We start from the raw sequence: 18986 nt of genomic DNA on the forward strand, positions 1-18986 counted from the left end.
TGGAAACACCACGCGTTTTCCCCTCCCCCATGTGGGAAGGGGTCAGGGGTGGGGGTGGTTCAGAAGGGATCGCTGAGCCTGTTCCGGCACCACCCCCGCCTCCAACTCCTTCCCACAAGGGGGAGGAGAGCGCACCGCGGCCGGCATGGAGCGATGCGGGAGCATGGAGGCGCAAGCCCACACCTGTACGAGCACCCCGAAGCCGGCGGCCGACGCTCGGAACCAGTCGTTACGCGCCAGGCGCCGAGGCCGAGAAGACCCGGCGGCCGGTCCGGCTGACGGCGGTGACCGTGAGGCCGAGGCCCAGGATCGAGACGGCGGCGGCGATCAGCGGGAGCTTGTCGTAGCCCGCCCCCAGCGTCAGGGCCGCGCCACCGATCCAGGCGCCGGTGGCGTTGCCGAGGTTGAACGCGCCCTGGTTCAACGTGGAGGCGAGGTTCGGGGCATCGCTCGCGGCCTCGACCACCCAGATCTGTAGCGGCGAGACCAGCGCGAAGGCGAGGCCCGACCACAGGACCAGCACGGCGACGGTCGGGATCGCATGGTGGGCCACCCCGGCCAGGATCAGCAGCACCGCGACGATGCCGACGAACCCGCCGATGATCGTCGCCATCAGGCCCCGGTCGGCGAAATGGCCGCCCGCGAGGTTGCCCACCGTCAGGCCGATCCCGGCGGCAAACAGCACGCCCGTGACGCCTTGCGGCGAGAAGCCGGTGACGCCGGTGAGGAACGGCGTGATGTAGGTGAACACCGTGAAGAAGCTCACCGACGACAGGGTCGAGATCAGCATCGGCCGCAGCACCGGCCAGCGGCCGAGCGCCCGGAATTCCTTCACGAGGCCGCCACGCGTGCCGGGCAGGCCCGAGGGCACGAAGGTCTGGATCGCGAGCCCGGCGGCGATTCCGATCGCGACCACCGCCCAGAAGGTCGAGCGCCATCCACTGACCTGCCCCAGGGCGGTGCCGAGTGGAACGCCGAGCACGTTGGCCAGGGTCAGGCCGGCGAACATCAGAGAGACGGCCTGCGTGCGCTTCTCACGTGGCACCAGATCCCGCGCCACCACAGCGCCGATGCCGAAGAACGCGCCGTGCGCAAACGCAGTGACGATCCGGGCCGCCATCAGCAGGCCGTAGCTTGGGGCCAGGGCGCAGCCGATATTTCCGATCAGGAAGACCGCCATGAGCGCGAGCAAGGCGGTTTTCCGGGGCAGCCCTGCGGTCGCGATCGCCACGATCGGTGCGCCAATGACCACGCCCAGGGCGTAGCCCGACACGAGATAGCCTGCCTGCGGGATGGTGACGCCGAAGCTGTGGGCCACCTCAGGTAGCAGGCCCATGATGACGAATTCTGTGGTGCCGATGCCGAATGAGGCGACGGCAAGGGCGAGGATCGGCAGGGGCGGCACGGCAGCCTCCTTGAGACAGACACCAAACGCCGCTTTGTGCGACGCAGCATTGCTCAAGGATGGAGCCTCACGGATTTTTGCATAGCGATGCAAACGCGACGCACCGTTGCGCCGCGTGCAGGCAATCCGGCAGGCGGTTCACATGGTGCCGGTCAGACCCGGGTGCTCCCGCGCTCCATCAGCCGCGGCGGGATCAGCACGCGCTCGCCGTCAGCGGCATCGTCGATGGACATCCGAGCGATCATCGCCAAAGCGGCCTCGACCAGCGCCGGAACATCCTGATCGAAGCTGGTCAGGTCGTAGCCCCCCCATGCGGCGGCGGGGATATCGTCGTAGCCGATCACCCGCACGTCTTCCGGAATGCGGCGACCCGCGCGCCGCAGGGCGTCCATCGTTCCCAGCGCGCAGAGATCGTTGGCACAGAACAGACCATCGACCGGACCCTCGGCGTAGAGCCGCGTCGCTGCCTCGGCTCCGCCCTCATAGGTATAGGCGGCCCCCGCCACGCGTGGCGCAGGCAGGCCCGCTTCCCGCAGGCCATGGCGAAATCCGCTCAGGCGCTCGGTACTGGCCGGGCTGTCCGCCGGACCGGCGATGAAGGCCGGGTGGCGCAGGCCGGTTGCGTGCAGAAGCGCTGCGGCCTGTCGGCCCCCGAGCACGTTGTCGGAACTCACCGAGCCGACCCGTGCGGCTGTCACCGGCGTGTTGAACGAGACCACCGGGATCCGGGAAGCGGAGAGCGTTTCGGCCGCATCTGGCGAGAGCACCGCCAGGGCACTGACGATCGCGTCGACCCGGTACTGGGTCAGGCGGGCCGCCACGGCGTCCAGGGTGTAGTCGCTATCGACCGGAACCAGCAGGATCTGGTTGCCGGCCTCCCGCAGGCGCGACGAGAGGATCTGGACGACGCGCGCGTAGAACGCATTCTCCAAACCGCCGACCACCAGGGCCACGAGGCCGGACCGGTCGGTCAGCATGATCTTGGGGATCAGGCTCGGGCGGAAGCCGAGGGTTTCTGCCGCGGCCAGCACCTTGTCGCGCGTCCGCGCTGAGACGCTGGCACCCGGCGTGAAAGTCCGGGACACGGCCGATTGGGAGACCCCGGCCAAACGGGCAACCTCGATCGACGTCGGATAGCGCTTCGAAACCATGATCGACGTGCGTCGCGGTGGCGGACGATGCTCAGCTCAGCCTTCCGTCCGGCGTGTCACGTCGAGTCCGGTCCCTGTCAAACGGAACCGGCGAAAACAGCACCTGAGCCTACTCGACCGGCGCCTTCTTGCGGCCGCGCGCCTTCGGGGCGGCTGGAGCCGGCGCATCCTCGGCGACCGGTGTCGCCGGGCCGCGGGACTTGCGTCGCTGCTGACCGAGACCGAGGGCACGGGCCAACTCGGATCGCTGAGCCGAATAGCTCGCTGCGGTCATCGGGTAGTCCCGCGGCAAACCCCATTTGTCGCGATAGGCCTCCGGACTGAGCCCACGCAGCGTCAGGTGACGGCGCAAGGTCTTGTAGGGCTTGCCGTCTTCGAAACTGACCAGATGATCGTGCGTAATCGATTTCCGGATCTGCGCAGGACTCATCTTTTCGACGACGGTCGTCGATGACGACCCCGAAGCCGAGAGGCTGTTCAGGGCGGCATGAATGCCACCGATCAGGCCCGGAAGTTCCGAGGGCGGAACGGAATTGTTCGACACATAGGCGGCGATGATATCGACGGCCAGCTCAATGTGTTCGGACTGCCCAGCTTCAGCGCTATCGCTCACGTTGAACCTCTGTCGTGCCAACTATCCGGGTCGGTGAATCCCTGAAGGAACGCATCGAATTCTGGCATACGATACCGGATCTGGGAGAACATCTCAATCGCTACTTTTGCGAGACGACAGAATTTAAGAGCGACTGTAACGACGTGGGAAGAGCCGCGAAGGTTCGGCGTTGACGCCGCGTTAACCATGCCGGCGCTAGCTTACATTAACCATACCGACGACCTCGGCGGCGGCGGCGTGATCTGTAGATCCCGGCTGATGGAGCGCGGGGCATCGGTGGAGACCAAGATCAGGTGCGGATGGCGGACGCTGATCGGCGAGGACGGCAGGAGATGCGGCTCGCCCTCGCCGCCCTGACGCTCGCGTTTGCGGCATCGCCGGCCGTGGCCCAGCGCTTCGATGCGATCAGCCCGGTCACCGGCCAGCCCGACAATCCCGGCCTGGGGCAAGACACGGCACCCAACGGCCTCCCGGCCCTGCGGCGGCGCATTCCGGACGGACTCTCGCGCGAGGATGGTCGTACGTCATCGGGGGGAAGCGTCACCGGCGGCGAGCAGACCGGCGGCGACAGCCTGCGGTCGCCGCTGTCGCCCGCGATCCCCACACAGGGCCAGCCGGGGCTCTCGCAGCTCGGGACCCGCATCACCGACAGCGGTCAGCGCACCGGCAGATCGACAACAGCGCCGAATAACCGGACGCCGTCGAGCCTGCTGCGCTCCCGGGCCGCTCCGCCCCGCCGTCTCGGCTCCGCGACCCGCAGGGTCACCCAGGAGGTGACGCAGGTGCCGGCTCCGGCGCTTCGCCTGACGCCGGTTGTCCAGCAGGCCGTGGTGGGCGTACCGGTACAGCCGCTTCTGGCATCGCGCCCGGTCCTGCCGCTGTTCGCGATCACCCCGGCCCTGGGCCTGCTCACGCCGGGGTTCATCCTCGGTACGGACCTCGCTCGACCGATCCCCACCGATCCGGCCTACGCACCGATCGGCTACCGCATCGGTACCTTCACCGTGCTGCCGAGCTTCGCACAGAGCCTCGGCTACGACTCGAATCCGGATCAGACCAACCGGCAGTCCGCCCGGGGATCGGTGGCCCTGCGCACCGAGGCCGCCGTCGATTTCCGCAGCGACTGGTCCTCCAGTTCGCTCCAGGGCGCACTGCGCGGCTCCTATCTGGAGACGCCCCAGAACGAGGCGGCCAGCCGGCCGGCCGCGGACGGCACCGTCCGCCTGCGCATCGACGCCAGCCGCGATCTGCACATCGATGCGGAGGGACGCTTCCTGGTCGACACGCAGCGCACGTCGAGCCCCAACCTGCAGGCCGCCGCGGCGACGAGCCGGCCGCTGCTGGCCGTCTACGGTGCGTCGCTGGGCGCGACGGAGACGTTCAACCGGCTCTCGGTGACCCTGCGCGGCTCGGTCGACCGCTCGCAATTCGACAACGCTCAGCTCGCGAACGGCGTGACCATCAACCAGGCCGATCGCAACCTGAACCAGTACAGCCTCCAGCTGCGCACCGCCTACGAGGTCAGCCCGGACCTCAGTCCGTTCGTGGACCTGCTGGGCGATACCCGCGTCTACGATCTGCGCCGGGACACCAACGGTATCCGCCGCGATTCCGACGGCATCGCCCTGATGGTCGGGGCGAGCTTCGGACTTGCGCGGTCTGTCACGGGTGAGATCTCGGCCGGCATCCAGCATCGCTCCTATGTCGATCCGTCGTTACGGGCGATCGACGCGCCGCTGGTCAACGCCGCGCTGGTCTGGTCCCTGAGCCCGCTCACCACCGTCCGGTTCACCGCCGCGACGGGCGTGACGGAGACCACGATCCTGGGCTCGAGCGGCATCCTCACCGAGGTCGCGACCGTGGAGCTGCAGCACGATCTGCTGCGCAACCTGTCGATCGTGTTCGGGGGCTCGTTCCTGAAGAACGACTACCAGGGCAGCACCATCCGGGAGAACGGGTTTTCCGCCACAGCGCGGCTCGATTACCGGTTCACCCGGTGGCTGACCTTGCGGGGTACCTACATCTACCAGCAGATCGACAGCACGGTGGTCGGTTCGAGCTTCCGCGACAACACCTTCCTGGTCGGCCTGCGGGTCAACCCCTGAGCCACAGTCAGAAGCGTTCGACCCAAGGGCGCAGCTCCAGCTCCGAGGTCCAGGCACTGCGGTCCTGGCGCAGCAGGGCGCGATAGGCGCGGGCGATGGCGTCCGGATCGAGATGGCTGTCCGGAGCGTCCGGCGGCTCACCGCCCCGGGCCGGATTCCGGATGGCGCCGTCGATCACCACGTGGGCGACGTGGATCCCCTGGGGCTGCAGCTCGCGGGCGAGGCTCTGGCCGAGGCCACGCAAGGCGAACTTCCCCATGGCGAAGGGCGCGGAACCGGCGAAGCCTTTCAGGCTCGCCGAGGCGCCGGTGAGCAGGATCGCCCCGTGCCGGTGCGGCAGCATCCGGCGTGCGGCGGCCTGTGCCACCAGGAAGCCGCCATAGGCCGAGACCATCAGGGATTGCGCCACCGCCGCCGGATCGAGATCGACCACAGGGCCGCGCAGCCGGCCGCTGGCGTTGTAGACCACCACATCGGGCGAGCCGCCGAGCGCGGGTTCCAGGCGGGCGAACAGGGCCTCGACCGCGCCCGGGTCACTCGCATCGCAGGCCTGGACCGCCGCCCCGGTCTCGGCCGCGAGGGCGGCGAGCTTGTCGACATTGCGGGCGGCCAGCCCGACCTTCAACCCGTCCGCCGCCAGGAGCCGAGCGAGCGATGCGCTGAGGCCGGAGCCGGCCCCGACGATCAGGGCGCGCTGATAGGTCGGTGTCATGGGCGGACGCTCCGTTTGCTCCATCAAGGATGCGGCAGAGCCACGGGTCTTCAAGTCCTTAATCACGCCGTTCTGCGAAGAATGCGCGAAGCAATTCAGCCGCCTCGGCTTCGCGAAAGCCGCCATAGACCTCCGGTGCGTGATGGCAGGTCGACTGGTTGAACACCCGTGGTCCGTGCTCGACCCCGCCGCCCTTGGGATCGGCCGCACCGTAATAAAGGCGTCGGATCCGGGCGAAGGAGATCGCGCCGGCGCACATCGGGCAGGGTTCGAGGGTGACGTAGAGATCACAGCCGGTGAGCCGCTCGTCGCCGATGGCCGCACAAGCTGCGCGGATCGCGAGAATCTCCGCATGAGCGGTCGGATCATGCAGCGTCCGGGGCCGATTATGGGCCACCGCGAGCACCGCGCCGTTCCGGACCACGACGGCACCGACCGGCACCTCGCCGGCTCGGGCCGCCGTGCGCGCCGCCGTGAAAGCTTGGTCGAACGCCCCGACGGCGCTCGCGGATTCTTGCTCAGCAATCTGGATCGGATCGATCGCCACGGGGTTTATCACCCCATCGCCGGGGCTGGCAGCACCCGGCGCCGGAGACCGATCCAGGGCAATGTTAATGCCTGGAACATTCGTCGCTTCGCCATTGTTGCCAGTTCGATTGCGGCGCCGCCGCGAGATGATTGGACGGAAGGAAACGCCATGAGCAGCACCACCGACAAGATCAAGGGCGCCGCCAACGAGGCCCTCGGCAAGGCCAAGCAGGGCCTGGGCGACGTGACCAACAACGACAAGATGAAGGCTGACGGCGCAGCCCAGGAGCTCAAGGGCAAGGCCCAGAGCACCGTCGGCGATGCCAAGGGCGCCGTTAAGTCGGCCACTGACAAGCTCTGAGTTCGAGCGTCTGATCGGATCGGAACCCACCCACGGTGGGTTCCGATCCCGAACCGACTGACTTTCGCGAGGTTGCCATGATCGGTTGGGCTATCACGTTTCTCGTCGTCGCCCTCGTGGCGGCGCTCCTGGGCTTCGGCGGCATCGCCGGCACGGCCGTCGAGGCGGCCAAGATCATCTTCTTCGTGGCGATCGCCTTGTTCCTGATCTCCGCCGTGTTCGGCGTGATGCGCGGGCGATCCCCGAGACTCTGACGACGCGCCGACGGCGTGTGAACCGGGGCGGTCCTATCGGGCCGCCTCGTTTTGTTTGCGCGATGCATATTCCTTTGCCGCGGCTCAACCCGTCTCGCCTGTCCGGGCCGGCTCTGGTAAGGCCGGCACATGAGTGACTTGCCGAAAGACGATGTCCCGGGGGCTTCCGCCCAGCCGGACACCGAGACCACGCGAACCGAGCGTTGGACGCCCGCCACCGATGTGGGCGCCGAATCCGAGACGAAGCTCGAGAGCGCTTCCGCGGCGAGCACGCCCCGGAAAGCGGTGGCTGAGCCCGTCGCCGACGCGTCCGACGAGTCCGACGCCCCGACCCCACCGGGCGAGCGCATCGCCAAGGCGATGGCCCGGGCCGGCATCGCCTCCCGGCGCGACGCCGAAGCGATGATCCTGGCCGGCCGCGTGAGCGTCAACGGCGAGACCCTGACGTCACCGGCCCGCAACGTCACCGACGACGACGCAATCCTGATCGACGGCGAGCGCATGCCGGCGCGTGAGCGCAGCCGCCTGTGGATCTTCCACAAGCCGCGCGGCCTCGTCACGACCGCCCGTGACCCGGAAGGCCGCCAGACGGTCTTCGAAGTCCTGCCCGAGGATCTGCCCCGGGTGGTCGCGGTCGGCCGGCTCGACATCAACACCGAAGGCCTGCTTCTGCTCACCAACGATGGCGGCCTCGCCAAGGTGATCGCCCATCCCGACACCGGCTGGCTGCGCCGCTACCGCGTGCGCGCCCACGGCGACACCGATCAGGCCCAGCTCGACACGCTGGCCAACGGCGTGACCATCGACGGGATGGAGTACGGCCCCGTCGAGGCGACCCTGGACCGGGTCCAGGGCGACAATCTCTGGCTCACGCTCGGGCTGCGCGAGGGCAAGAACCGCGAGGTCAAGCGCATCCTCGAGCATCTGGGCCTGTCGGTGAACCGGCTGATCCGGCTGTCCTTCGGCCCGTTCCAGCTCGGTGATCTGGAAGTCGGCCTGGTCGAGGAGGTGCGCATGCGCGTTCTCAAGGACCAACTCGGCAAGGCCCTGGCCGAGCAGGCCGGAGTCGATTTCGAGAGCCCGGTGCGCGAACCGATCAGCGCCTTCGGCAGCCCCAAGAAGGCCGAGAGGCATGTCGAGCGGCCGCCGGCCGCCGGCCGCAACGCGGCCCGCCCCGCGCCGGCGCCCCGGGTCTCCACCGGTGGAGCCGGGTCCGGCCCACGCAAATCCGCCTGGCGGTCGGACGAGGAATCCGGCAAGCCGCGCGCCGCCCGCGTCCCGCGCCGGGGCGAAGATCCGCGCGCGTCGCAGGCGGCCGCGGCCGAGCGCGGCCATGAGCGTGTCGGATCGTTCCAGAAGGGCGATCGCCGGGTCGTGGTCGAGCGCCTGTCCGCAAGCCCGGTCGAGCCTGTCGCAGAGGAGAAGCCGCGGCGCCGTTACGCTGACCGCGGCGCGCCTGAGGGCGGTCAGCGGAGTTCCGCGGGGCGTCCGGATCGCGAGAGCTGGGGCAACCGCGGACCGTCGCCGCGGGGCGATCGGAGCGTGGGTGACCGTCCGAGCTACGGCGACCGTTCAGGACCGCGCGAATCGGCCCGGGGTGCGTCCGGCCCGCGGGACGATGCGCGCCGGGACGACCGCCGTGATGCGCGGCCGGCTGGACGCGGAGATCGGCCCTATGGCGGTGGATCCGGCGAGGGCGCGCCACGAAGCCAGAGCGGCTTCCGTGGTGAGCGTTCCGGCGAGGGCGCACCGCGTGGCCAGAGCGGCTTCCGTGGTGAGCGCTCCGGCGAGGGCGCGCCGCGCGGCCAGAGCGGCTTCCGTGGCGAGCGTTCCGGCCCCGGCGGCAAGCCGGCTTTCGGCGCTCCGAAGCCCGGCGGCGGTGCGCGCCCCGGCGGTCGACCCGGCGGTTTCGCCGGCAAGAGCGCTGGTGGCTTCGCCGGCAAGGGCCCCGGTGCCAAGCCAGGCGGGCGTCCGGGCGGCTTCAAGGGTGGCGGCAAGCCCGGCGGCGCGAGACCCGGTGGCGGCGGTGGTGGCGGTGGGCGTCCGCCGCGCGGTCGATGAGGATCGTCGGTGGCGCGTGGCGCGGCCGAAAGCTCGCGACCCCGCGCACCGACGCGATTCGGCCGACCTCGGACCGGCTCCGCGAGTCGCTCTTCAACGTCCTGACGCACGCCTATGACGAGGTCGTCTCCGGCGCACGGGTACTCGACCTGTTCGCCGGGACCGGCGCGTTGGGCTTCGAGGCCCTGTCGCGCGGGGCGGCCTATGCCCTCTTGGTTGATGAGGGCGCCGAGGCCCGAGCGGTGATTCGCTCGAATATCGAGGCTTTCGGCGCCGAGGGGGTGACGCGGCTGTTCCGCCGCGACGCAACGCGCCTCGGCCCCGCCGGCACCACGGCGCCGTTCTCGCTGGTCTTCTGCGATCCACCCTACAATCGCGGTCTGGCGCCCCTGGCGCTGACGAGCGCGGCCGGTGGGGCCTGGCTGTCCCCCGGCGCCCTGGCGGTGGTGGAGGAGGCCGAAACCGTCCAGCTCGCATGGCCCGCGGGCTTCACACCGCTGGAGCGACGCGTCTACGGCGACACGGCGGTGGCGGTGGCGCGGTTCGCCGGCTGAGTGGGACTCACGGGCGCTCGTCCGCTCCCACCTCCGGCCCGAAATGGATCGCGAGCCAGATCGTCGGCGACTCGGTACGCTCGACCCGATGGCGGCGATGGGGCTCAATCAGGAGGGTGTCGCCGGCTGTGAGCAGGCGCGGTGCCGCCTCGTCGGCGAAGCGCAGCTCGGCGGATCCGGCCAGGACCGCCACCCATTCCGCCTGCGGCTGATCGTAGTGAAAGCCCGGCGGGCTCGCCTGCCCGGTCGAGACGATGCGCTCGACCCGCAGGCCGGGTGCCGCGTGCAGGACCGTGACGACCTCGTCGGGCGCGTCGCCCTCAAGATCGGCGAAAAGGTTCGTCAGCGCAGCCATCATCGCCGTCATTTCCCGAGTCAGGATCGCGAGACGACGTGTGCCGTGCGGCGGAGCCGGTCAACCGGCTCCTCCCATGAACTCAGGCCGACGGCGCAGCCGCACCGTTGGTCGCGACATGCTGCTGAGCAGCGTCGGTGGAGGCGGTTCCATGGCCGATCCGGGCCGCGGACTTGACCAGGGCAATGACATCCCGGCGCATCTGGTCGTCGGCAATCTGATTGTAGGCGCGGAGCAGTTCCACCGCGCCGGCGATGCGGAGCAGCGCCGGACCGTTCTCGGTGGAAGCCTCCGGTTCCGGCTCGAAGAAGCTCGACACCGGCACGCCCAGGCGCTCGGCGATCGCTTGGAGGCGCCCGGCCCCGACCCGGTTCTTGCCGGTCTCGTACTTCTGAACTTGCTGGAAGCTGACGCCCAACGCGCTCGCAAGGGCGGATTGGCTCAGCCCGTTGGCCGCACGCAGGAACGCGATGCGGCTGCCGACCCCATGATCGATGGCCGTGGTCTGCTTCGGCTTGGGGGTTGCGTTGGACATGGTGGGAAGTCCGGACTTCGTCAGGTGGCTGCAGGCGTAGGCGTGCGGACCTTGGCCGACGCTCACAACCAACAGGTGCAACATCACACGGCCAAGGTCCAGACGTGACGCATGTTGATGCCACAGTGCAGCCGAGTGCGCAACGAATGGTCACGCTTGCGCGACTGTGCGGCATGAACAAAGGACCCTGGTTTTCACAATTAACCCAAGGCGACCGGCACAGAGATCGGCGATCGATCAAGTCTGGCAATCCGGACTACGCAGGCCGGGACTTTTCGGCACCGATCGCGTTCGCACGATTGCCTGCGGCGCAAGTGATTCGGCTTCATTTAGACTGATGGCACGCAGGCAATCGCGGAAGCGATCCGCATGGATTCTTGCCGATCAGGCGGCCGGGCCGAGCCAGTCGGTGACGATGCGTAGTTGCGTCTCGTCGAGCAGCGCGGGCGCGTGGCCGCAATCGGGGATCTCGATCCGCTCGGTGGGCGGGCCGCGCCGGGTCATCTCGTCGGCGGTCGAAGCGAGGAGCAGCTCCGAATGTGCGCCGCGCAGCAGCAGGACCGGACAGGTGATCGCGTCCCAGTCGCGCCACATGCTGACGCTGTAGACCCGGCCCGGACGGAACGCGTCACCGATCGCCGGATCATGATGGGGACGCCAGCCGCCGTTGGGCTCGGGGAAGAAGCTGTGCTTGGCGATGTGGCGCCACTGCTCGTCCGTCAGCGGCCCGAAAGCCGACAGCACGGTCCGAAGGCGCGACTCGCCGGATGCGAGGTTGTGGTGGAGCCGTGGGGCGTCGCGCAGACGGGTCCCGATATGGCGGATCGGCGCCCAGGGCAGGAACGGCCCGATATCGTTGATCACCATGCGGCGGATCGGCGTGTTCGCCGCGCTTGCCAACACCATGCCGGTGAGACCGCCGAGCGACGTCCCGACCCAGTCGATCTTTCCTTCGATCCGTAGGTGCCCGATCAGCGCCGCCATGTCGGCGGCGTATTGGGGCAGGCCGTAGAGTTCCGGATCCTTCAGCCAGCCGCTAAGGCCCCGCCCGGGCAGGTCCGGGCACACGACCCGGTATCCCATCTGGGCCAGCTTGTAGCCGAGCGGGTCGAAATCCCGGCCCTGCCGGCTCAGGCCATGGACGCAGACCACGACGTGCGGGCTGGTCGGATCGCCCCATTCGACATAGGCGATCCGATGAAAATCCTGCGGTGCGTAAGCGGCGAAATGACCGGTCCGGAACGGCACGTCGGCATGGCTGAGGTCATCCAGGCGCGGCATCGGCTCGGATCCCGCTTCCTGCTCGGCACCGAGCGCAGTCACGGCGTTTCGGTGCGGGAGGCGGCCTCGCGGGCGAGGCGGCTGGTGGTCTGATGCAGGTCGACCATCTGGTCGGTCAGGCGGCGCGACTGCTCCTGCATGAACGTGACATGCAGGGCCGCCACCTCGCGGGCATCGGCGGCCTTTGCAAGGCGCTCGGCGAAATCCAGGGAGGCGCGGACATTGGTGTCGGAGGCGACCAGCATCCGGTGCCCGATCTCGCGCATCGCCGCCAGGGTGTGGCTGGCATTGTCCTCGAACGCGTTGTAGAGGCGCGCCCCTGCGGACTCCCATTGCTCGCGCAGCCTGCGGGCGCCCGCCACGTTGCTGTCGGAGAGCTGGTGGGCCGTTTCCCGGCTGGAGCCCATCACCGAGCGCCAACCGTCGAAGCTCTGTGCCATCGAGGTCTCGAAGGCGTTGAGCGCCATCTCGCCCGCTTCGGCAAAGTGTTCGTAGGCGTCGCGGACCCGTGCGAGGCTGCCCTCGGCCATCTCGCGCCCGGCCTGCGGCGAGACCATCGGCAGGTTGTCGTTCTTCACAAGCCTCTCCCGCGCGTCGACCGTCCAGATCGCATTCCGCCAGGGCGGGCCCGTCGTCAACCGCCGCCGCGTAACAGCACCTTGGATCGCCTCGACAGGTTTCGGCATCCGCGTGGCGGTGTGATGACCGAGGCCGCCTGTAACAGGCCGGCCGATTGACAGTCCGGCGGGACGCGACGTCATCTCAGGACAGTGCGTACGCCACGCCAGCCGCCCGATCAGAAGGCAGAACGATGACGGAGACAGATCCGCCCGGCCCGGGCGCCCGGGAGTCCGATCGTCATCCATTCGAGACCGGGCTCGACCGCAATCGGGCCAATTACGTACCGCTGACGCCGGCCAGCCTGCTGGCCCGGGCCGCCGCCTCGGTCGGCGCACGCTTCGCGGTGATCGACGGGGCGCGGCGCCTGACTTATGCCGATCTGTACGGGCGCTGCCGCCGCCTCGCCTCGGGGCTGGCGAGGCGTGGGATCGGGCGGCTCGACACGGTGGCGATCCTTGCGCCGAACGTCGCCGAGATGATCGAAGCGCATTTCGCCGTGCCCATGCTCGGCGCCGTGCTGAATCCGCTCAATACACGCCTCGATCCGGCGACCATCGCGTTCTCCCTCGACCATGGGAGCGCCCGGGTGCTGATCGTCGAGGCGGAATACGGCGCTCTCGCCGCCGAGGCGCTGGCCGACCGGACGAGGCCGATCCTGGTGGTGGAGATCGGCGCCACCGGCATCGCCGGCGCGATTCCCTACGAGACGTTGCTCGCGGAGGGCGACCCCGATTACGCTTGGCCCGGCCCGGCGGACGAGTGGCAGTCGCTCTGCCTGCTCTACACTTCGGGCACCACCGGCGATCCGAAGGGCGCAGTCTACAGCCATCGCGGCGCCTATCTGCAGGCGCTCGGCAACGCCGTCACCTTCGGGCTTACGGCGGAGAGTGCCTATCTCTGGACCCTGCCGATGTTCCATTGCAGCGGCTGGTCCTACCCCTGGGCGAGCGTCGCCGCCTGCGCGACCCAGATCTGCCTGCGCAAGGTCGAGCCGGCGGCGATTTTTTCGCTGATCGCGGAGCATGGGGTGACGCATCTCTGCGGCGCGCCGATCGTGCTCTCGATGATCGCCCACGCCCCGGCCTCCGACCGGGTGCCGTTCCGGCAGCGAGTCCGCTGCGCAGTGGGCGGGGCGGCGCCGTCCTCGACGATCATCCGCACGATGGAAGAACTCGGCTTCGAGGTGACGCATCTCTACGGCGCGACCGAGAGCTACGGCCCGGCCACCGTCTGCCTGGAGCAGCCCGACTGGGCCGATCTGCCGGATGCAGATCGCTACGCCCGCATGGCGCGCCAGGGCGTGGCCCTGGCAACCATGGAGGGCGTCGTCGTGGTCGACGCGGGCACCGATCAGCCGGTGCCGCAGGATGGTCTGACGGTCGGCGAGATCTGCCTGCGCGGCAACACGGTGATGAAGGGCTATCTCGGCAATCCCGACGCCACCGCCAAGGCGCTGGCGGGCGGCTGGTACCGCACCGGCGACCTCGCCGTTTGGCACCCTGACGGGGCCGTCGAGATCAAGGACCGCGCCAAGGACATCATCATCTCGGGCGGGGAGAACATCTCGAGCCTGGAGGTCGAGGAGGTGCTGATGCGCCACCCCGCGGTGATGCTGGCCGCCGTGGTGGCGCGCCCGGACGCCACCTGGGGCGAGAGCCCCTGCGCGTTCCTGGAGATGAAGCCGGGCGCGGCGACCCCGACCGATCGGGAGCTGATCGAGTTCTGCCGCGAGCGGATGGCCCGGTTCAAGGTGCCCAAGACCGTCTTGTTCGGCCCCCTGCCCAAGACCTCGACCGGCAAGATCCAGAAGTTCGTCCTGCGCGAGCAGGCCCGGGCGCTCTGAGGCGTCACGCGCCCGGCTTGGCCGGCTTCCAGATTTCGGCGGCGGCGTCCGCCCCGGTCCTCAAGGCGGCGTGCAGCTCCGGATCGGCATCGCGCGCGCCGGCGCGGATCGCCCGGACCAGATCGTCCAGCCCGTCATCGCCCACGCTCCCCAGCAGCCGCGTGCTAGTCTCCTTCAACCTATCGGCCTGCGCGATTTCGCGGGCGGCGATGCCGATTGCGTTGGCGACCATCAAGGCGACGTAGCGCGGACGGCCGGTGAGGCCCGGGACGACCTCTTCGGTGAGCGCCCGGCGGGCGGCGTCGAGGAGGGCGGCGCCGGAGGGTTCGTCCTGCATGCTCAGCTCCAGCTCTCCGGGGCGGTCGCCCGCAGGATCGTGCGTTCCAGCTCCGGCACCATCCGGCCGGTGAGTGCCAGCTCCAGGGAGAATTCCCGGCCGGAGACGTGGCGGGCGCCCTGCTCCAGGGCGATCACCGCCCAGCGCAGATGCGCCATCACCTCCCAGTAGGCGACGCTGGCGGGATCGATGGCCCGGCCGCTCTCCTCGGTATAGCCCCGGTAGAACGCCGCCCGGGAGCCGATGCCGCCGGCCTCCAGATCGGGGCGGCCGAAGCGCCAGCAGGTGGCGCAGAACCATCCGAGATCCTGTGCGGGGTCGCCCCAGCCGGCGAATTCCCAATCGAGGATCGCGGTGAGCCCGGAACCGTCGACCATGTAGTTGCCGGTTCGGAAGTCCCGGTGAACCAGGGTCGGCGCCGGGCAGTCCGGCGCCCGAACCTCGCCCCAGCGCAGCCCCCATTCGATCGCCGGGCGCTGGGCGCCGATCCCGTCGAGGCTGGCGCGCAGCCGGGCGATCTCGGCGAGTGCCGGCTGCTTCTCAGGCGTGCCCAGGAAGGCGAGCGCGGCAGGGGGCTCGCGCGGATCGAGGGCGCCGTGGATCCGGGCGAGCTCGCGGCCGAGCGTCTCGGCGAGAACTTCTCGGTCGCCGCCGAGAGACAGGTCCTTGGCGATGCGCGGCCCGAGGCCAACGCCCTCGACCAGGGCCATCAGCGCGAAGGGCGCGCCCAGAACCGCCGGGTCAGCGCAGAAGCCGACGGGCTCCGGCACCCGCACCCCCGCCTGCCAGACCGCTTCGAGGATGCGGAACTCGTCCGACCTCGATCGGCTCGACGCGATGGTGGCAGCTGCGTCCATGCGCAGCACGAAGGCCCGCGCCGTGTCGCCGATCCGGGAGCGGACCAGTCGGTTTTCCTGGATCGAACCGCCGCCCAGTGGGCGGATCTCTTCGACGACGAGATCCGGACCGTCGAGAAGCCCGGCGATCCAGTCGCGCAGCCGTGTCTGGTCCATCGGCTAGAGCCCCGACACGAGGTGGCCGCCATCGACCGCCACGACGCTGCCGGTCATGTACGAGCCGGCCTCCGACGCCAGCAGCAGGAGCGGCCCGTCCAGCTCAGAGGCCTTTCCCAGCCGGCGCTGCGGCACGCGCTTGATCAGCGCCTTGCCGGGCTCGGAGTCGAAGAACGCGTCGTTCAGCTCGGTGGCGATGTAGCCGGGGGCGAGCGCATTCACCCGGATCCCGTGGCGGGCCCATTCCAGCGCCAGGCTCTTGGTGAGCTGCACCACCCCGGCCTTCGAGGCGGCGTAGGCCGCGAGCCCGCCCGTGACCCGCAGGCCGAGGATCGAGGCGATGTTGACGATGCCGCCGCCGGCGCCGTGCCGGACCATCCGCCGCCCGGTCGCCTGCGCCACCAGCCAGACGCCCTTGAGATTCGTGTCGAGCACGAAGTCCCAGTCGGCCTCCGCGAGATCGAGGGCCGGCTTCGTGGCCGTGACGCCGGCATTGTTGACCAGCACTGCCACGGGGCCGAACCGCGCCTCGGCTGCGTCGAGGGCCTGCTCGACGCTGGCAGCGTCGGTCACGTCCATGACGATGGCGTGCGCCTCGCCGCCGTCAGCCTCGACCCGCGCGACGGTCTCGGCGAGCGCGTCGGCGCGGCGGGCGCCGAGCGAGAGGCGGGCGCCGGCCCTGGCCAGCGTGCCCGCAAAATGCCGGCCGAGGCCGCTCGAGGCGCCGGTGACCAGCACGTGCCGGCCGGTGAGATCGAACAGGTCCGCCATCTCAGTGCGCCCGCTCGATCGCCATGGCGATGCCCTGGCCGCCGCCGATGCACATGGTGACGAGCCCGTAGCGGCCGTTGACCCGGGCCAGCTCGTAGAGCGCCTTCACGGTGACGATCGCCCCAGTGGCGCCGAGGGGATGTCCGAGCGCGATGGCGCCACCGTTCACGTTGACCTTGCCGGGATCGAGATCGAGGGCGCGGGCGACCGCGCAGGCCTGGGCCGCGAAGGCCTCGTTGGATTCGATCACGTCGAAATCGGCCGCGCGCAGGCCGGTCCGTTCCAGCAGGCGCTGCACCGCCGGCACCGGCCCCATGCCCATCTCGGACGGATCGACCCCGGCATGGGCGTAGCCGACGATCCGCGCGAGCGGCTTCGCCCCGTCCCGCTCGGCCGCGGCCGCGCTCGCCAGCACCACGATCGCGGCGCCGTCGTTGAGCCCCGAGGCGTTGCCGGCAGTGACGCTGCCGGCCTTGGAGAAGGCCGGGCGGAGCTTGGCGAGCTCCTCGGCGCTGGTGGCCTTCGGGTGCTCGTCGGTGTCGAACGCCACGGTCTCGCGCTTGCGCTGGACCTCGACGGCCAGGATCTGCTCGCGGAACCGGCCCTCGCGGATCGCTCGCGCGGCCCGAGTCTGGCTCTCGGCGGCGAAGTCATCCTGCATGCTGCGGGAGATGCCGTAGCGCGCGGCGACGTTCTCGGCGGTGACGCCCATATGGCCGTGGCCGAACGGGTCGTTGAGCACGCCGACCATGTAATCGACCAGGGCCGCATCGCCCATGCGCTGGCCGAAGCGACCGGTCTTGAGGAGGTGCGGCGCGCGGCTCATGCTCTCGGCGCCGCCGGCCACCGCGATTTCGGCGTCGCCCAGCATGATCGCTTGGGCGGCCGAGACGATCGCTTGCAGGCCGCTGCCGCACAGGCGGTTAACCGTGAGCGCCGGCACCTCCTTGGGCACCCCGCCCTCGATGGCCGCGACCCGGGCGATGTAGGCGTCCCGAGGCTCCGTCGGGATGACGTGGCCGAGCACCACATGGCCGACTTTTTCGGGGGCAGTCCTTGAGCGCTTCAGCGCCTCCGCGACGCATTGGGCTGCCAGCTCGGCCGGCGGGATTGCGGCGAGCGAGCCCCCGAAGGTGCCGATCGCGGTGCGCACCGCACCGGTGATCACGACATCGGTCATTCTTTTTGGACCTTAGGATGAGGGGGTGGGTTGGAGGTTCACTTCACGGACGAAAACACGCCGGTTACGCCTCGACACCCCAAGTCCAGAACGCATCGCCCTCGGCCTCGAGATTGCGGTTGAGCACCATCTTGTGGACCTCGTCGGCGCCGTCCACCAGCCGGGCCTGCCTGGCGTAGCGATAGATCCATTCGAGCGGCGTGTCGGTGGAGTAGCCCCGGGCGCCATTGATCTGGATAGCGATGTCGGCCGCCGCATGGACCAGGTTGGCGACGTGGACCTTGGCCATCGAGACCTCCTTGCGAGCAAAACTCCCCTGGTCGAGCGCCCAGGCGGCCTTCATCACCAGCAGCCGGCCGATCTCGATCCGCATGGCGAGGTCGCCGAGCATCAGCTGGATGCTCTCCCGGTCGGCGAGGCGGATCCCGAAGCCGTGGCGCTCGCCCGCGTAGGCCCGGGCGATCTCGACGCAGCGCTTTGACAGGCCGAGCCAGCGCATGCAGTGGGTCAGCCGGGCCGGGCCCAGGCGGATCTGGGTCAGCTTGAGGCCGTCGCCCTCGTTCATCAGGACGTTCTCGGCTGGGATCTCCAGCCCGTCGAACAGCAATTCGCAATGGCCGCCATGCTCCTCCGGACCCATGATCGGGATCCGGCGCAGGATCTCCCAGCCGGGCTGGTCCTTGTGGAACAGGAAGGCGGTCAGCCCCTTTCGGGCATCGTCGGAGGTGCGCGCCATCAGGATGAAGTGGGCGGCCTCCTCGGCCCCCGTGATGTACCATTTGCGGCCGGTGACCACGTAGGTGTCGCCCCGCCGCTCGGCCCGGGTCTGGATCATGCCGGGATCCGAGCCGCCGCCGGGATGCGGCTCGGTCATGGCGAAGGCGGAGCGGACCTCGCCGCGCACGATCGGGTCGAGCCAGCGCGCCTTCTGGGCCGGGGTCGCGACCTTCTCCAGCACCATCATGTTGCCGTCGTCGGGGGCGGCGGAGTTGAACACCACCGGCCCGAAGATCGAGCGGTTCATCGCCTCGTAGCAAACCGCCATGCCGACCTTGTTCAGCCCGGCGCCCCCGGTCTCGGCCTTCAGTTGCAGGCACCACAGCCCCTCGGCCTTCGCGAGCCCGCGCAGCCGCGCCAGTTCGGTGAGGCTGATATTGCCGTGCCCATCATAGGCCGACCGATCCGCTTCCACCGGTAGGATCTGCGCGTCCACGAAGGCCGCGATCCGCGCGCGGTAATCCTCCACACGGCGGGAGATGGTGAAATCCATGGTCGCGGGCTCCAATGGGTGCCTGTGCGCGGGAAC

Annotated in this window: 20 protein-coding genes; 6 read left to right on the forward strand and 14 right to left on the reverse strand. The window is 69.6% G+C overall.

Annotated features, from left to right (window positions below; all coding sequences use genetic code 11):
• Positions 1-229 precede the first annotated feature (229 nt).
• From MKK65_RS05450 to MKK65_RS05460, 3 genes are all read right to left on the reverse strand, one after another.
• Entirely contained in the window at positions 230-1405 is a 1176-nt protein-coding gene (locus MKK65_RS05450; RefSeq protein WP_243956114.1) for an MFS transporter, read from the reverse strand.
• A gap of 152 nt (positions 1406-1557) precedes the next feature.
• The gene (locus MKK65_RS05455) at positions 1558-2556 is read right to left on the reverse strand and encodes a LacI family DNA-binding transcriptional regulator (protein WP_279596529.1); all 999 of its coding nucleotides are present in this window, start codon (positions 2554-2556) and stop codon (positions 1558-1560) included.
• Between the two features lie 109 nt (positions 2557-2665).
• Entirely contained in the window at positions 2666-3169 is a 504-nt protein-coding gene (locus MKK65_RS05460; protein ID WP_058190166.1) for a MucR family transcriptional regulator, read from the reverse strand.
• Between the two features lie 332 nt (positions 3170-3501).
• Here MKK65_RS05460 and MKK65_RS05465 point away from each other — a divergent pair, with 332 nt between their 5' ends.
• Positions 3502-5274, forward strand: a complete 1773-nt coding sequence (locus tag MKK65_RS05465) for an outer membrane beta-barrel protein (RefSeq protein ID WP_243956118.1) — start codon at positions 3502-3504, stop codon at positions 5272-5274.
• A gap of 7 nt (positions 5275-5281) precedes the next feature.
• Here MKK65_RS05465 and MKK65_RS05470 read toward each other — a convergent pair whose 3' ends face one another.
• Both MKK65_RS05470 and MKK65_RS05475 read right to left on the reverse strand, forming a co-directional pair.
• Complete coding sequence (locus MKK65_RS05470; RefSeq protein WP_243956120.1) at positions 5282-5986, reverse strand: SDR family NAD(P)-dependent oxidoreductase; 705 nt, start codon at positions 5984-5986, stop codon at positions 5282-5284.
• A 58-nt stretch (positions 5987-6044) separates the two neighbouring features.
• Positions 6045-6512: a nucleoside deaminase gene (locus MKK65_RS05475; RefSeq protein WP_243956192.1), complete on the reverse strand. Its 468-nt coding sequence runs from the start codon at positions 6510-6512 to the stop codon at positions 6045-6047.
• A gap of 171 nt (positions 6513-6683) precedes the next feature.
• Here MKK65_RS05475 and MKK65_RS05480 point away from each other — a divergent pair, with 171 nt between their 5' ends.
• From MKK65_RS05480 to rsmD, 4 genes are all read left to right on the forward strand, one after another.
• Complete coding sequence (locus MKK65_RS05480; protein WP_058190163.1) at positions 6684-6875, forward strand: CsbD family protein; 192 nt, start codon at positions 6684-6686, stop codon at positions 6873-6875.
• A gap of 77 nt (positions 6876-6952) precedes the next feature.
• Positions 6953-7129, forward strand: coding sequence for a DUF1328 domain-containing protein (locus tag MKK65_RS05485; RefSeq protein ID WP_082643075.1), 177 nt, complete (start codon positions 6953-6955; stop codon positions 7127-7129).
• 129 nt (positions 7130-7258) lie between these two features.
• Complete coding sequence (locus tag MKK65_RS05490) at positions 7259-9190, forward strand: pseudouridine synthase (RefSeq protein WP_243956122.1); 1932 nt, start codon at positions 7259-7261, stop codon at positions 9188-9190.
• Positions 9187-9744: a 16S rRNA (guanine(966)-N(2))-methyltransferase RsmD gene (rsmD, locus tag MKK65_RS05495; RefSeq protein ID WP_243956124.1), complete on the forward strand. Its 558-nt coding sequence runs from the start codon at positions 9187-9189 to the stop codon at positions 9742-9744. Before MKK65_RS05490 ends, rsmD begins: the two co-directional genes overlap by 4 nt.
• Positions 9745-9751: 7 nt before the next feature.
• Here the strand turns inward: rsmD and MKK65_RS05500 are convergent, their stop codons facing one another.
• The 4 genes from MKK65_RS05500 to MKK65_RS05515 all read right to left on the reverse strand — a co-directional run bounded on the left by MKK65_RS05500 (position 9752) and on the right by MKK65_RS05515 (position 12493).
• On the reverse strand, positions 9752-10102 hold the full coding sequence (locus MKK65_RS05500) for a cupin domain-containing protein (RefSeq protein ID WP_409565366.1): 351 nt from the start codon (positions 10100-10102) through the stop codon (positions 9752-9754).
• Positions 10103-10181: 79 nt separating this feature from the next.
• Positions 10182-10634, reverse strand: a complete 453-nt coding sequence (locus MKK65_RS05505) for a helix-turn-helix domain-containing protein (RefSeq protein WP_243956125.1) — start codon at positions 10632-10634, stop codon at positions 10182-10184.
• A 384-nt stretch (positions 10635-11018) separates the two neighbouring features.
• On the reverse strand, positions 11019-11915 hold the full coding sequence (locus MKK65_RS05510) for an alpha/beta fold hydrolase (RefSeq protein ID WP_152997386.1): 897 nt from the start codon (positions 11913-11915) through the stop codon (positions 11019-11021).
• A gap of 38 nt (positions 11916-11953) precedes the next feature.
• On the reverse strand, positions 11954-12493 hold the full coding sequence (locus MKK65_RS05515; protein ID WP_058190559.1) for a phasin family protein: 540 nt from the start codon (positions 12491-12493) through the stop codon (positions 11954-11956).
• A 233-nt stretch (positions 12494-12726) separates the two neighbouring features.
• Between MKK65_RS05515 and MKK65_RS05520 the strand changes: the two genes are divergently transcribed.
• The gene (locus MKK65_RS05520; protein WP_243956127.1) at positions 12727-14379 is read left to right on the forward strand and encodes an AMP-binding protein; all 1653 of its coding nucleotides are present in this window, start codon (positions 12727-12729) and stop codon (positions 14377-14379) included.
• Positions 14380-14383: 4 nt separating this feature from the next.
• Here MKK65_RS05520 and MKK65_RS05525 read toward each other — a convergent pair whose 3' ends face one another.
• From MKK65_RS05525 to MKK65_RS05545, 5 genes are all read right to left on the reverse strand, one after another.
• Positions 14384-14716, reverse strand: coding sequence for a DUF6285 domain-containing protein (locus tag MKK65_RS05525; RefSeq protein WP_243956129.1), 333 nt, complete (start codon positions 14714-14716; stop codon positions 14384-14386).
• A gap of 2 nt (positions 14717-14718) precedes the next feature.
• Positions 14719-15729, reverse strand: coding sequence for a phosphotransferase family protein (locus tag MKK65_RS05530; RefSeq protein WP_243956137.1), 1011 nt, complete (start codon positions 15727-15729; stop codon positions 14719-14721).
• Between the two features lie 3 nt (positions 15730-15732).
• Complete coding sequence (locus tag MKK65_RS05535) at positions 15733-16500, reverse strand: SDR family NAD(P)-dependent oxidoreductase (RefSeq protein ID WP_243956139.1); 768 nt, start codon at positions 16498-16500, stop codon at positions 15733-15735.
• Between the two features lies 1 nt (position 16501).
• Positions 16502-17680 carry a beta-ketothiolase BktB gene (bktB, locus tag MKK65_RS05540; RefSeq protein WP_243956141.1) on the reverse strand — a complete coding sequence of 393 codons (1179 nt, stop codon included), beginning with the start codon at positions 17678-17680 and terminating at the stop codon, positions 16502-16504.
• Positions 17681-17744: 64 nt separating this feature from the next.
• Entirely contained in the window at positions 17745-18950 is a 1206-nt protein-coding gene (locus MKK65_RS05545; RefSeq protein ID WP_243956143.1) for an acyl-CoA dehydrogenase family protein, read from the reverse strand.
• Between the last annotated feature and the right edge of the window lie 36 nt (positions 18951-18986).

This window comes from Methylobacterium sp. J-001 (assembly GCF_022829565.1).
Lineage (GTDB): Bacteria > Pseudomonadota > Alphaproteobacteria > Rhizobiales > Beijerinckiaceae > Methylobacterium.